Source organism: Ruegeria sp. BB1 (genome assembly GCF_056539465.1).
This window is the reverse complement of record NZ_JBQFVB010000001.1, coordinates 485,323-498,540: the sequence shown is the minus strand read 5'-3', so window position 1 is coordinate 498,540 and position 13,218 is coordinate 485,323. Positions and strand designations below refer to the sequence as shown.

The 13,218-nt window shown below is 58.0% G+C and carries 15 protein-coding genes and 1 tRNA gene; 7 read left to right on the top strand and 9 right to left on the bottom strand.

Going from position 1 to position 13,218, the window contains the following annotated elements; translation table 11 throughout:
* Positions 1 to 27: 27 nt before the first annotated feature.
* Positions 28 to 996: a TAXI family TRAP transporter solute-binding subunit gene (locus tag ACR0AL_RS02545; protein WP_170348796.1), complete on the bottom strand. Its 969-nt coding sequence runs from the start codon at positions 994 to 996 to the stop codon at positions 28 to 30.
* 382 nt (positions 997 to 1,378) lie between these two features.
* On the opposite strand from ACR0AL_RS02545, the gene ACR0AL_RS02540 reads away from it, so the two are divergent.
* Positions 1,379 to 2,872 carry a BCCT family transporter gene (locus tag ACR0AL_RS02540; protein ID WP_480646721.1) on the top strand — a complete coding sequence of 498 codons (1,494 nt, stop codon included), beginning with the start codon at positions 1,379 to 1,381 and terminating at the stop codon, positions 2,870 to 2,872.
* Positions 2,869 to 3,015, top strand: a complete 147-nt coding sequence (locus ACR0AL_RS02535) for a hypothetical protein (protein WP_170394203.1) — start codon at positions 2,869 to 2,871, stop codon at positions 3,013 to 3,015. Before ACR0AL_RS02540 ends, ACR0AL_RS02535 begins: the two co-directional genes overlap by 4 nt.
* Positions 3,016 to 3,097: 82 nt before the next feature.
* Here ACR0AL_RS02535 and ACR0AL_RS02530 read toward each other — a convergent pair.
* Positions 3,098 to 3,183 (bottom strand) — tRNA-Leu (locus tag ACR0AL_RS02530).
* A gap of 145 nt (positions 3,184 to 3,328) precedes the next feature.
* Between ACR0AL_RS02530 and ACR0AL_RS02525 the strand changes: the two genes are divergently transcribed.
* Together ACR0AL_RS02525 and ACR0AL_RS02520 are read left to right on the top strand one after the other, a co-directional pair.
* Positions 3,329 to 3,907, top strand: coding sequence for a YqaA family protein (locus tag ACR0AL_RS02525; RefSeq protein ID WP_170348799.1), 579 nt, complete (start codon positions 3,329 to 3,331; stop codon positions 3,905 to 3,907).
* Positions 3,904 to 4,368, top strand: coding sequence for a disulfide bond formation protein B (locus ACR0AL_RS02520; RefSeq protein WP_170348800.1), 465 nt, complete (start codon positions 3,904 to 3,906; stop codon positions 4,366 to 4,368). The genes ACR0AL_RS02525 and ACR0AL_RS02520 overlap by 4 nt, the downstream gene beginning before the upstream one ends.
* Here ACR0AL_RS02520 and ACR0AL_RS02515 read toward each other — a convergent pair.
* Positions 4,365 to 4,952 carry an HNH endonuclease gene (locus tag ACR0AL_RS02515; RefSeq protein WP_480661844.1) on the bottom strand — a complete coding sequence of 196 codons (588 nt, stop codon included), beginning with the start codon at positions 4,950 to 4,952 and terminating at the stop codon, positions 4,365 to 4,367. The two genes, ACR0AL_RS02520 and ACR0AL_RS02515, sit on opposite strands and share 4 nt — an antisense overlap.
* A 213-nt stretch (positions 4,953 to 5,165) precedes the next feature.
* Between ACR0AL_RS02515 and ACR0AL_RS02510 the strand changes: the two genes are divergently transcribed.
* Both ACR0AL_RS02510 and ACR0AL_RS02505 read left to right on the top strand, forming a co-directional pair.
* The gene (locus tag ACR0AL_RS02510) at positions 5,166 to 5,771 is read left to right on the top strand and encodes a pseudouridine synthase (protein ID WP_480661842.1); all 606 of its coding nucleotides are present in this window, start codon (positions 5,166 to 5,168) and stop codon (positions 5,769 to 5,771) included.
* 31 nt (positions 5,772 to 5,802) lie between these two features.
* Entirely contained in the window at positions 5,803 to 6,228 is a 426-nt protein-coding gene (locus ACR0AL_RS02505; RefSeq protein WP_170348803.1) for a VOC family protein, read from the top strand.
* A gap of 4 nt (positions 6,229 to 6,232) precedes the next feature.
* On the opposite strand, the gene ACR0AL_RS02500 is transcribed toward ACR0AL_RS02505, so the two are convergent.
* From ACR0AL_RS02500 to ACR0AL_RS02490, 3 genes are read right to left on the bottom strand one after another with little or no spacing between them, the layout of a single operon-like run.
* Positions 6,233 to 6,736 (bottom strand): N-acetyltransferase family protein, encoded by a 504-nt coding sequence (locus tag ACR0AL_RS02500; RefSeq protein WP_480661841.1) that lies wholly within the window; start codon positions 6,734 to 6,736, stop codon positions 6,233 to 6,235.
* A gap of 2 nt (positions 6,737 to 6,738) precedes the next feature.
* Positions 6,739 to 7,404, bottom strand: coding sequence for an alpha/beta hydrolase (locus ACR0AL_RS02495; RefSeq protein ID WP_480661839.1), 666 nt, complete (start codon positions 7,402 to 7,404; stop codon positions 6,739 to 6,741).
* Complete coding sequence (locus ACR0AL_RS02490) at positions 7,401 to 8,033, bottom strand: DNA-3-methyladenine glycosylase family protein (RefSeq protein ID WP_170348806.1); 633 nt, start codon at positions 8,031 to 8,033, stop codon at positions 7,401 to 7,403. Before ACR0AL_RS02490 ends, ACR0AL_RS02495 begins: the two co-directional genes overlap by 4 nt.
* 98 nt (positions 8,034 to 8,131) lie before the next feature.
* Here ACR0AL_RS02490 and ACR0AL_RS02485 point away from each other — a divergent pair, with 98 nt between their 5' ends.
* Positions 8,132 to 9,358 carry an MFS transporter gene (locus ACR0AL_RS02485; protein WP_170358602.1) on the top strand — a complete coding sequence of 409 codons (1,227 nt, stop codon included), beginning with the start codon at positions 8,132 to 8,134 and terminating at the stop codon, positions 9,356 to 9,358.
* Between the two features lie 3 nt (positions 9,359 to 9,361).
* Here ACR0AL_RS02485 and ACR0AL_RS02480 read toward each other — a convergent pair whose 3' ends face one another.
* The 3 genes from ACR0AL_RS02480 to cysS are packed head-to-tail and all read right to left on the bottom strand — an operon-like array spanning position 9,362 to position 13,172.
* A complete protein-coding gene (locus tag ACR0AL_RS02480) occupies positions 9,362 to 10,144 on the bottom strand; it encodes a squalene/phytoene synthase family protein (protein WP_480661836.1) in 783 nt (260 codons plus the stop codon).
* Positions 10,141 to 11,775, bottom strand: a complete 1,635-nt coding sequence (gene cimA / locus ACR0AL_RS02475) for a citramalate synthase (RefSeq protein ID WP_170533089.1) — start codon at positions 11,773 to 11,775, stop codon at positions 10,141 to 10,143. Before cimA ends, ACR0AL_RS02480 begins: the two co-directional genes overlap by 4 nt.
* Entirely contained in the window at positions 11,775 to 13,172 is a 1,398-nt protein-coding gene (gene cysS / locus ACR0AL_RS02470) for a cysteine--tRNA ligase (protein WP_480661834.1), read from the bottom strand. Before cysS ends, cimA begins: the two co-directional genes overlap by 1 nt.
* Positions 13,173 to 13,218 lie beyond the last annotated feature (46 nt).

Below are 13,218 nucleotides of genomic sequence, written 5' to 3'. Positions count from 1 at the left end.
CCGTGGGCACCCTGCGTCAGGTCTGGTTTACTGAATCCAGCCTTTTTCTTTGTAGTACTTCTCGGCACCCGGATGCAGCGGAGCCGACAGGCCGTCCGCGATCATCTCTTCGGGCTTGAGGTTTGCAAATGCCGGGTGCAGCTTTTTGAAGTCGTCGAAGTTTTCAAAGACCGAGCTGACAACTGCATATACCGCGTCTTCCGAAACGTCTGCCGAGGTCACGAAAGTCGCGCCAACACCAAAGGTTGCGGTGTCACCGTCGGAACCGCGATACATGCCACCGGGGATGGTTGCGGTGCGGTAGAACGAGTTGTCGCCAACCAGCTTGTCCACGGCGTCGCCGCTGACATTCACCAGCACGGAATCACACGCGGTGGTGGCTTCTTGGATCGAACCCGAGGGGTGGCCAACGGTGTAAACCATCGCGTCGATCTGGTTGTCGCACAGAGCAGCAGACTGTTCAGCCGCCTTCAGCTCGGTCGCCAGTTCGAAATCGTCGGTGGTCCAACCCATTTCGCCCAGCAGGACCTCCATGGTGCCGCGCTGACCGGAACCGGGGTTGCCGATGTTGACGCGCTTGCCCTTCATGTCTTCAAAGTTCGTGATGCCGGAATCGGCACGGGCAACAACGGTGAACGGCTCGGGGTGTACCGAGAAGACGGCGCGCAGACCTTCGAAGGGACCAGCCTCTTCGAATTTCGAGGTGCCGTTAAAGGCGTGGTACTGCCAGTCGGACTGCGCCACACCAAACTCCAGCTCGCCTTCGCGGATGGTGTTGATGTTGTAAACCGAACCACCGGTCGATTCGACCGAGCAGCGCACGCCGTGCTCTTTGCGGCCTTTGTTGACCAGACGACAAATCGCGCCGCCTGTCGGATAATACACACCGGTCACACCACCGGTGCCGATTGTGATGAATTCCTCTGCATACGCGGCCGGAGCCATAAGGGCCGCGGTGACGACCGCGCCGAGGCTAAGCTTGCTGCTGTTTTTCATTTTCGTGAACTCCCAATTCTTTTGGTGGATGGGAGACTGTTAGCGGTCCCATCCGGGACCTGCCGGTACGCCAACTGTACCTGTCTTGCAACAGGCACAAGCGACTGAATTTCCAAAATCTCCCAACACCTTCGACGTTTCATTCAGATACTCAACTTGTCAACCCCCGTACTCGGCCTGACACGCCCACGCCGCATATCTGAGGGCTTTTTCAAAACTTTCCCCCCAGAATGCCCATCTCACAGGTCTTTTGGGTGGTCAGGAACAATTCTTTTGAAACTCGGTTCGGTGATCTCTAGTGTCAAACCGACATTCACAGACACCTGTAAGCGCAGGGCTGGAAACGAATTTGTTCTGCAACTGTCAGGAAAGGCCATTTAAAATGAAGCCCGCGTCCCCCAGCCCGTTGCTTGTCATCGCTCTGACCATCAGCGCAGCGATTGCGGCCTGGGGTATAGTCGACCCGCAAGGGCTGGGGCGGCTTGCATCCGCAGCGGTGGCCACGCAGTTCAATAGCCGTGGCTGGTTCATCATGCTTGAGGTCAGCGGCCTGTTGTTTGTCACGCTGTATCTGGCCTTGTCCCGATTTGGCGACATCCGCCTTGGTCCCGACGGGGCCGAGCCTGAGTTTTCAACGCCTGCCTGGATCGCCATGTTGTTCGCAGCTGGCATGGGCGTTGGTCTGTTGTTTTATGGCGCGGCCGAACCCCTGACCCATTTCGAGGTTCTGCGCCAATACAACCCCGATCCCATGGCCGCCGGTCATGCATTGTTCATCACCTATCTGAACTGGGGATTTCACGCCTGGGCCATCTACGCGATCGTTGGTCTGGTCATCGCTTATTTTGCCTATCGTCGAGGGCGCACACTACTGCTGAGCGCCCCTGTAGCCGATACATTGGGTGAGGCCCGCTGGACCAAATCTCTGGGATGGGTTTTCGATCTGCTCTCGATTGTTGCGATAGCCGTGGGCTTGGCCGGTTCGCTGGCGATGGGCGTATTCCAGATTCAAACCGGCCTGGCTGGTCTGATCGGGATTGATTCACCTGGCGTGCTAACCCTGCCCGTTTTTGCCTTGCTTTGCGTGGCTTATATCATTCCGCTGCGCCGCGACCTTGGCGAAGGGATGTCTCTGCTGTCCAATATCGCGATGCTGATTGCGGTTGGAATGATGGTCTATCTGCTGATCCTCGGCCCCACATCGTTCATGATGGACGGCATCGTGTCAGGCTTCGGACGCTACCTCTTCGGCGTTCTTCCGGCTGGATTCTCTACAGCTGAATTCTTCGACGACATCATCGTCGACTGGTTCCACGGCTGGACGCTGAACTATATGATCTGGTGGTTGGCCTGGTCGCCTTTTGTGGGCATTTTCATCGCCCGAATCTCTCGCGGGCGCACGATCCGAGAGTTTCTGGTTGGTGTCATCGTTGCTCCCACCTTGTTCTCGATCCTGTGGTTCGGCATTTTCGGTGGGCTGGGTTTCTACGACACTCTGCGTCAGGACGGCACCCTGTCCGCCGTTAACGCCGAGAATCTGGACGCGACAACCTTTGCCCTGCTTTCAAAATTCCCCTTGGGCGGTGTGACGCAAATCGCCACTGTTTTGGCCGCGTTCCTGTTCGTTGTAACCAGCGTCGTAAGCGCAGGTTTCACACTTGCAATGATCGGCACCGGAGGCGACGAGAACCCGTCGCCCCGCATCCGTACAATCTGGGGCATTATTTTGGGGGCACTGGGGCTGGCGATGATTCTGGTGGGCGACATTTCCGTGGTCAGATCAATCATCGCACTTTCGGCCATGGCGTTCGTCTTTATCGTACCGATCCTAGTGATCTGCCTGTTCAAAAGCCTATCGCGAGAGGACCGGACATGAGCGGACAGTTTGTTGATACCATGCTGAATGTTGTCGTTTTCGCATATATCGGATTCCTGATCTGGTTGATCTTCACAGGCTTTCCCAAGGCATCCAAACCCGCCGACTCTGAGACTCAGGCAAAACGTCACCAAAACGAATAGATGTGATTTGGCAGTGTGTGCAAACGCAATGCCGAAAAAGAAAAAACAGAGAGCAGGTTTCCCTAACCCTCTGTTTTTACTTTGGTACCCAAGGCCGGACTCGAACCGGCACGGTATCACTACCGGGGGATTTTGAATCCCCTGCGTCTACCATTCCGCCACTTGGGCCACGACCATTGGATTAGCGCCCATAACCGGGAAGGTCCAGAGGCAAAAAGCAACCAAAATCCAGTTTGTATTCGCGGTGATGCTTGACGCCTTGCCGGGCGCGTGGTTTGGCTTGCGCTACGTTAGAACAGGATTTTAGCATCTTATGTTGCGATCGCTTTATGACTGGACCATTCGTCTGGCAGAACATCCGCATGCATTGTGGGCGTTGGCCTTCGTGGCTTTTATCGAAAGTTCGGTCTTTCCGATCCCACCTGATGTTTTGATGATTCCCATGATTCTGGCCCGCCCGTCGCGGGCTTGGCTGATTGCATCGGTCGCACTGGTCTTTTCGGTATTGGGGGGCTTGCTGGGCTATGCCATTGGCGCGTTCTTTTATGAAAGTCTCGGCCAACCGATTCTCGAGTCGATGGGCAAAGCCCATGCCATGGAAGAGTTCAACACCCGCTTCAACGATTTCGGCTTTTGGGCCGTGCTTGCAGCTGGGGTTACCCCCTTCCCCTACAAGGTCATTACGATCATGTCCGGTTGGACTGGGATGCCGCTGGGAACTTTCATCGCCACCTCTATCCTGGCGCGCGCCTTGCGGTTCTTCATGGTTGCCGGTCTGCTTTGGGGTTTTGGAGAACCGATCCGGGCCTTCATCGAGAAGCGGCTGGGCCTTATGTTCACGTTGTTCGTCATCCTGCTGTTCGGCGGGTTTTTCGTGGTGAAATACCTATGACTCGCAAAAACACTCTGATCCTGATCGCTACGGCAGGGTCTGCGGCACTTCTGCTTGGGGCGTGGGGGTTTCAGTACCTCGGCGGCTTGGCGCCTTGCAAAATGTGTATCTGGCAACGCTATCCGCATGGCGCCGCTGTTCTAATCGGAGCAATGGCTTTGGCCCTGCCACGGGCAACGCTGTTGCCATTGTTGGGCGCGCTTGCGGCCCTAACGACGGCTGCAATCGGCGTTTTTCACGCGGGGGTCGAGCAGAAATGGTGGGAAGGCCCGTCTAGCTGCACATCCGGTGACATAGGCGGCCTGTCGACAGAAGATCTGATGGAACAGATCATGTCCGCCCCGCTGGTGCGTTGCGATGATATCCCCTGGCAGATGTTGGGCTTGTCGATGGCAGGTTGGAACGCTGTCCTGTCCGGCGTGTTGGTGCTGGTCTGGATCGCAGCCTGGCGCGCTCGTTAAAGTTCGTCCAGTTCCGCATCCCAATAGAGAAAGTCGATCCAGCTGTCATGCAGGTGGTTCGGCGGGAACTTGCGCCCAATATTGCGCAACACCTCTGATTCCGGTTGGCGCGGAGGCTTACGCAGCGTCATCCCCGCCTGTCGCAATGACTTGGACCCTTTTTTTAGGTTGCACGGGCTGCAGGCCGCCACGACATTCTGCCAGCTTGTGACGCCCCCTGCCGCACGCGGTACCACATGGTCAAACGTCAGATCACCCCGGCTGCCACAATACTGACAGCGGAATTCGTCCCTCAAAAATAAATTAAAGCGCGTGAAGGCCACGCGCTTTCTAGGTTTTACATAATCTTTCAGGACAACGACCGAAGGTATTCGTATCTCGGTACTGGGGCTTCGGACGACTTCGTCGTATTCAGCCACTATGTCCACCCTGTCCAGCCAAGCAGCCTTGATCGCCTCTTGCCACGGCCACAGGGATAACGGGTAATAGGATAAGGGGCGATAATCGGCGTTCAAAACCAATGCCGGATGATGCCTGAGCGCACCGGGTTCCCTGACAAATTCGGTCCTGAAGTCTCCATCCATCTCAGAATCGCTCCTCGCTCTGCTCTGCCCGTTTTTGACATCAGAGCGGGGAACACCCGCCCCGGCCTTAACTTAACTATATATCGTGTTAAATCTCTGACAAGCCCTGAGTTTCCACAATATCTCGGGGATTGGTTAATCCGAATCTGTAACACCTGCGTAACAGTTATCCACAGGTTGCGCCTCACTGACCTGCGGGCTATGGCGTTTGTCATGTCCTGGTTCATTCGCTTCAACAAACCTTTCGATGTGCTGCCGCAGTTTACCGACCGGGCCAACGCAGATTCGCCCCGCCGCACTCTGTCAGACTATATCGATCTGCCAGACGTTTACCCGGCCGGGCGGTTGGATCGGGACAGCGAAGGCTTGATGCTGCTGACCGACAACGGGCGACTGCAAGCGCAAATATCGGACCCAAAACACAAGATGGCCAAAACCTATTGGGTTCAGGTCGAAGGTCTGCCGGATTACGCTGCCTTGAAAGCCCTGCGAGACGGGGTTGAACTGAAAGACGGCATGACCCGCCCTGCCAAAGCCCGGTTGATGGATGAACCGCCAGGGCTGTGGCCCCGCAATCCGCCGATCAGAGTGCGCCAAACGGTGCCCGATTGCTGGATCGAACTGACCATCCGCGAGGGCCGCAATCGGCAGGTGCGGCGGATGACAGCTGCCGTCGGTCACCCGACCCTGCGCCTGATCCGCGCCCGGATCGGCGACTGGTCGCTAGAGGGACTTGAGCCAGGTCAATGGGACAGCCTACCGATACCGACATTGAACTCTGCCCCGCAACGCAAACGCGACCGCCGTCCACGCCGGTGACAAAAACTGCATGTTGTGATAGGCTTACAACATGAAAGTCACACCCGACATTCCAGTACCAACCGGCATTCTTGAGGCTGCTCTCTATGTCGACGACTTGGATGCTGCCGAACGGTTTTATGGAGAGATTCTGGCGTTGGAGAAAATCCAGCGCGTGACGGATCGACACGTATTCTTCCGGATCGGCAGTTCGGTCTTGTTGTTGTTCAACGCGGAAGAAACCGAGAAACCGCCGGGCAATCCCGACTTGCCCGTTCCCCCCCATGGCGCGCACGGGCCTGGCCACGTTTGTCTGATCCTGACACGCGCGGAGATCGACACGATGCGCAAACATCTGCTGGATTGGAATATCCCCTTAGATGCCGAGTTTGACTGGCCAAACGGCGCACGCTCTCTTTACGTGCGCGATCCGTCAGGCAATTCGGTTGAATTTGCCGAAGGGCATTTGTGGGGCTGACCTCTCAGACTGCCGCGCCCACCGATAGATCAAACCTTTTGGATATTCTATCAACCGGCGTGCCATCCTGCAGTGGCACGCCATAGGCGACCGAGTAGTCTCGAAACCCCATCTTGTCGTAGTAGCCAAGACCCATCCCGTTATCGGCGCGGATGGTTGCATTAATCGCTGTAAACCCCATTGCCGCCGCGAATTTCGAAGTTTCCGCGAACAAGGCCCGGCCTGCCCCTTTCAGCACAGGATGACGTCTGGTGAAGGTCGCGATATCGGCGCAATCCTGTGGCAACGCGTCGTGCATTCCCAGCCACTGAAAGCCAGCCACCTCTCCTTGATCGTCCAAGGCGACGTGGGTGCAGATTTTGTCAGTGCCCTCCAGGTAGCTTTGAACGAACAACGCGTCAGAGAACGGAATTTCAAACGCGGTGCTGCCCCCGATTTCGATGATCTCATTGAGGATGCGGCAGGCTGTGGCCACATCTTCTGGCATCATGGGGCGGACCGCGATCATCCCTACAGGCTCAGTTTGTCGCGCATGAAGGCCAGCGCGACACTCAGGCCGTCCGGCGCAATTCCGTGGCCGGTACCCTTCATCACATGAGCGTAAACCTCTTTGAACCCGGCCTCTTGCAGCGCTTCAGCGGCGGCGGGCAAGGATTGCGGCGGCACCACATCATCGATGTCACCATGAACCAGCAGAATCGGCATCCGGCTGACCGTCTCGTCGGGCAGCAGATCGGGCTCTAGCAACCGTCCCGAAAAGGCAACGATGCCGGCAACCGGATCCTCGCGACGCGGTGCGACGTGCAGGCTCATCATCGTGCCCTGGGAAAACCCGAACAATACAACCTGTTCCGGCAAAACATCCTCGTCCACCATCAGCGCATCGAGGAAGGCGTTAAAATCCTCAACCGCCATTTCCATTCCTCGTCGGGCCTCTTCTTCGGACGAGCCGTCAATCCATGGGATCGGAAACCACTGAAACCCATTTGGCATCCCGGGGATCTGCTCGGGCGCATCAGGGGCGACAAAAAGCGTGTCGGGCAAGTGTTCGCCCAAAGGATCGGCCAAGCCAAGCAAGTCGGCCCCATTGGCCCCATAGCCGTGCACGAACACAACGACCGAGCGTGTGTCGCCCGAAACCGGCTCTTTTCGGAGCGCATTCAAAACCCGTGTCATCTGATCCCTTCTCGTTCTTTTGCCACCCGGTAATAGGCCCACAACACACGCGCCGCAACCGATCGCCAGGGCGACCAAGCTTCGGCCATTTGGCGCAGTTCTTTGTCCGTGGGACGTTTGGGTAAGTCATAGAGGATGCGCGCTGCCTCTTGCAGCGCCAGATCGCCCGGAGCGATCACATCGGCGCGCCCTAAAGAGAACATCGCGTATATTTCAGCTGTCCAGACACCGATCCCCGGCACCTCGGTCAAAGTCGCGATGACATCCGCATTAGAAGCGTCGCGTAATGTTTTGTAATCAATACGCGCCTCAGCCAACGCGCGTGCGTAGCGTATCTTTTGACGGCTCAGCCCCACAGCCCGCAAATCGTCATCGGTTGCCCACATGATCTTGCGTGGTCCGGTGAGCTTGGCATCCTGCAGCCGTTTCCAGATCGCATTGGCCGAGGCCACGCTGACTTGCTGGCTGACAATAGCGCTGAGAAGTTGGGCAAACCCATCCGGACGGCGACGCAGGGGCAAAGGCCCAGTCTGATCCATCGCCCAGGCCATCCGCGGGCATTCCGCGGCCAGCCATTCGGCGCCCTCTGCGACACAGTCAGGTGATTCAATGATGCGTCCGACAGACATGGGCCCTCAGGGAAAATGATATCGCGCTCACGGTAGGTTGCTTTGTCGCAGATGCAACCCGCTTGTACGACAGGCTTTTCAAAGATACGCATTGGCGCATGACACTAACGACGACAACCCTCGACACCAGTCGCGCCAAGCGCAATGTCGCCGTTTTGGTGGCGGCACAAGCTGTACTGGGTGCACAGATGCCGATGCTCTTTATCGTGGGCGGGTTAGCTGGGGATTCACTGGCTACAAACGCGTGTCTGGCCACCCTGCCGATTTCACTCATCGTGCTGGGGTCAATGCTGGCTGCCACGCCGATCTCGGCGATCATGCAGCGCTGGGGACGGCGCGCCGGGTTTCTGGTTGGTGCTACTGCGGGGGCTTGCGGCGGGGCGGTCGGCGCGTATGGGTTGTTTCTGGGCTCGTTCCCGGTCTTCCTGCTGGGAAGCCTGCTGACCGGCATTTACATGAGCGCGCATGGATTTTACCGCTTTGCAGCTGCTGATACGGCGTCTGACGCGTTTCGGCCCAAAGCGATTTCATATGTCATGGCAGGCGGTCTAGCAGCGGCGATCATCGGTCCGCAGATCGTCAAACTGACCTCGACCGCATATGTGATTCCGTTTTTTGGCACCTATCTGGCTGTCATCGCGATGAATGTCTTTGGGTCAGTTCTGTTTTTCTTCCTCGATATCCCGACGCCCGAAAAGCCAAAGGAAGACGCGCCCAAAGGACGATCCCGGCTTGAAATGCTTAGAACCCCACGCATCGCCGTGGCGATCATTTGTGCGATGGTTTCCTACGCTTTGATGAATCTTGTCATGACCTCGACCCCGCTTGCGGTTGTGGGGTGCGGTTACAGCGCCAACGATGCCGCTGATGTCGTCACTAGCCATGTTCTGGCGATGTATGTGCCCAGCTTTTTCACGGGCCAGTTGATCGCGCGGTTCGGAGTCGAAAAAATTGTAGCCCTCGGTCTCGCCATTCTGGCCGGCGCGGGTGTGGTTGCTTTGCAAGGCGTCGAGTTGGGCAATTTCTTTATCGCGCTGATCCTGCTGGGCATTGGCTGGAACTTTGGCTTTATCGGCGCCACGACGATGCTGGCCGCGTCGCACGACGTGAACGAACGTGGGCGGATGCAGGGGCTGAACGACCTGCTGGTGTTTGGCGGCGTGACACTTGCGTCGCTCGCTTCGGGTGGGTTGATGAACTGCTCGGGTGGGTCACCAGTCGAAGGCTGGACCGCCGTGAACCTGGCCATGATCCCACTGTTGACACTGGCAGGTGGTGCGCTGCTGTGGTTGGTTCTGAAACCCTCTGAGCCGGAAACGGTCTGACGCCTACCAGCGCCCGCTGGCAACGGACCACATTAAGGACGCTCTGCGGCGAATTTCACCCTGTGCGAGGTCCCCGACGGCGACGCGCTCTGGGCGAGTCACGACTCGCCGCAAAACCCATTCTGCCTGCCATCCCGCAAAAAGCGCGGGGCGGGCATCTGCTGAAATACCTGCACTGTTTGACCGTGCGCGCTGAAGTTTGTCCAAGGCCTTTTGCGCCAGTGACCGAACACCATCAGGCGTGCCGTCAAGCAAAGGAATACGACCACGCGCCTCAAGATCGGGGATCGCCCGAAACCAGTTCGCCACCCCTACGCCATAGCCGAAATCGCGCAGCACAGCTTCGTCCGCTTCACCCAGAACCTGCGCGGCTGCGACCATCAAGGATCCGGCGCTATGGTTGATATAGGTGTCGAAATGCGCTTCGTCCTCAAACGGATCACGGTAAATGTCCCAACGCCTTACGGCCACATACTCATCCAACGTAGCCGCCAGATCGGGCGACAGGACCTGCGACAGAGGCGTCACAACCTCATGCCGGCGCACCGCCTTACCTTCGGCAATCTCTTGCAGCGCATCGCGCCACCATTGCAGGCGCATTTCAGCGATCATTGTCTCTTGCGTGACCCAAGGGGCCCGAGCAACCTCGACATTCAGCGCATAGAGCGGGAACAGTTTAGGCCGTACCGCAACGGGTGCCGCCATGACCGCCATAAACCGATCAGGATCGGCGCGATGCACCAATGCTGCGCAGGCCTTAACGTCATCATCAAAATCTACGCTCACTCGGCCACCGCCGTCTGTGACCCGCAATCGCGCACCAGTTTCCACTGTATCGCGTCCAACAGCGCCTCGAACGAGGCATCGACTATGTTCGCGCTTACGCCCACGGTCGACCAACGCCGCCCCTGCCCGTCTTCGCTGTCGATTATCACGCGGGTCACCGCCTCGGTGCCGCCCTGCGTGATGCGTACCTTGAAGTCGACCAGACGCATGTCGGACAAAATCTGCGAATACTGCCCCAGATCCTTGGCCAGCGCTTTGGCCAGCGCGTTCACCGGCCCCCGGTCACTGCCGTCCTCGTCCAAAGACTCGCTAACCGACAGTTTCTTTTCCCCGTCGACTTTCACAACAACGACGGCTTCGGATAGGCTGACCATCTTGTTGTACTTGTTCTTGCGCCGCTCAACGGTCACCTTATAGCGCTTGACCTCAAAGAACTCGGGCAGCTGCCCCAACTCATCACGTGCCAGCAGCTCAAAACTGGCCTGCGCGGTGTCATAGGAATACCCCTCAGCCTCGCGCTGCTTGATCCGATCCAGAATGCGCCCCAGCGCCGGGTTGTCCATTTCGACGGACAGACCGGCCTCGGTCAGGCGTTTGCGCAGGTTCGACTGCCCCGCCTGGTTCGACATCGGAATGATCCGCGCATTCCCGACAGAGGCCGGATCGACATGTTCATAAGTCGATGGGTCCTTGAGGATCGCGCTGGCATGCAGCCCTGCCTTATGCGCAAAGGCCGAGGCGCCGACATAGGCCGATTGCTTGCTGGGCACCCGGTTCAGGATATCGTCCAGCATCCGACTGACCCGCGTCAAACCGGCCAGAGCTTGCTCACTAACACCAATATCGAAACTCGACGCATAGGGCTCCTTCAACAGCAAAGTCGGGATCAGAGCGGTCAGATTCGCATTACCGCATCGCTCACCCAACCCGTTAAGCGTGCCTTGTATCTGCCGCGCGCCCGCATCGACAGCGGCCAGAGAGCAAGCCACAGCGTTTTCGGTATCGTTGTGGGTGTGAATGCCCAAGCGGTCACTGGGCAATCCGGCGGCAATCACTTCGGTCACGATCCGCGTCACCTCGGCGGGCAGTGCGCCGCCATTGGTGTCGCACAGCACAACCCAGCGCGCACCGGCGTCCAAGGCCGCCTGACACACCTGAACCGCATAGCCGGGGTTGTCCTTGTACCCGTCAAAGAAATGCTCGGCGTCAAACAGAGCCTCACGACCCTGTGCCACGATATGCGCGACGGAGGCGCGGACGTTCTCGACATTTTCTTCCAGCGAAACTCCCAGCGCGTGGGTCACGTGGTAATCATGCGACTTGCCCACCAGACACACCGCCTGCGTGTTTGCATTCATCACCGCGGCCAGAACATCGTCATTTTCAGCAGACCGGCCCGACCGCTTAGTCATGCCAAATGCGGTCAAACGGGCCGAAGTCTTGGGCGCAACATCGAAAAACGCGCTGTCAGTCGGGTTCGCGCCCGGCCAACCGCCTTCGATATAGTCGACACCAAGCGCGTCCAACGCCTGTGCGATCTGCACCTTCTCAGAGGTCGAAAACTGCACGCCCTGCGTCTGTTGCCCGTCTCGCAGGGTGGTGTCGTAGAGGTAGAGGCGGTCTTTGGTCATCACACCCCCTCCAGCTTGGCAGCGTCGAACCCAGCACCGGGCACCAGTTCGACACCATCCTTGCTCATACGAACCTCAAGCCCAGCAGCCAGATAGGCGGCTTTGAGACGGTCCACTTCCGAGAAGTCCTTGCTTTGCATCGCAATGACCCGCGCATCTGCCAACCGGTCCGCATGTGCCGACAAATCCGTCGATGTGGTATCCGCCCACGCCCCCATCTCGGGGGTCAAGAGACCAAGCAATTGTGCGCTGGCCAACAAACCAACGGCATCTCCATCCGCAGCCAGACGGTGGAGTTCAGCCAAAGCACCCGCAGTGTTCAGGTCGTCACTAAGCGCTGCGATAACTGCAGGTGCCGCGCTGGCGGCGGGCTCGATGCCCGACGTCAGCGCCCGCCACTTGCGCAGCGTCGCCTCGGCTTCACGCGCCTTCTTCTCAGTCCAATCCATCGGCTTACGATAGTGGGTTTGCAGGAAGACAAAGCGGATCACCTCACCCGGGACGCCCTGCTCCAGCAGATCATGGACGGTGAAGAAATTGCCCAGAGATTTGGACATCTTCTTGCCTTCCACCTGCAGCATTTCATTGTGCAGCCAGACCTTTGCGAACTCACCATGCGGATGGGCGCACTTGCTCTGCGCGATCTCATTCTCATGATGCGGGAACATCAAGTCATTGCCACCACCGTGGATGTCAAAACTCTTGCCCAACAGCTCATAGCTCATGGCCGAGCATTCTATGTGCCAGCCCGGACGCCCCCTGCCCCAAGGGGAATCCCACCCTGGCAATTCTTCGGTCGAGGGCTTCCACAGCACGAAATCCATCGGGTTTTTCTTGTAAGGCGCCACCTCAACCCGAGCGCCCGCGATCATGTCGTCGACGGACCGGCCTGACAATTCGCCGTAATGCTCTTTCCAGCTGTCCACGGCAAACAGAACATGGCCCTCGGCCGCGTAAGCATGGCCCTTGGCGATCAGGTCTTCGATCATCGCGATCATCTGCGCAATGTATTGCGTAGCGCGCGGCATCTCATTGGGCTCTAGCGCCCCAAGCGCGCCCATGTCGTGCAGATACCAACCGATGGTCTCATTCGAGCGCTCCTGAACCAGCTGCTCCAACGTGCCTTCAGCCCCCGCCTGTTGCCGTGCCAGCGCAGTCGCGTTGATCTTGTCATCCACGTCCGTGAAATTGCGCACATAAGTCACGTGATCCGCACCATAGGTGTGTCGCAACAATCGGTAGAGCACATCGAACACCACTACAGGCCGTGCGTTGCCCAGATGGGCGCGGTCGTAAACGGTGGGCCCACAGACATACATCCGCACATTGTCGGCACTGATCGGCACGAAATCCTCTTTCGTCCGCGTCCGGGTGTTGTGCAGTTTGATCGTCGTCATCGGTCGGCTCCTAAAGACAGCATGGCTGGTCGCGTTAACGCGGGCT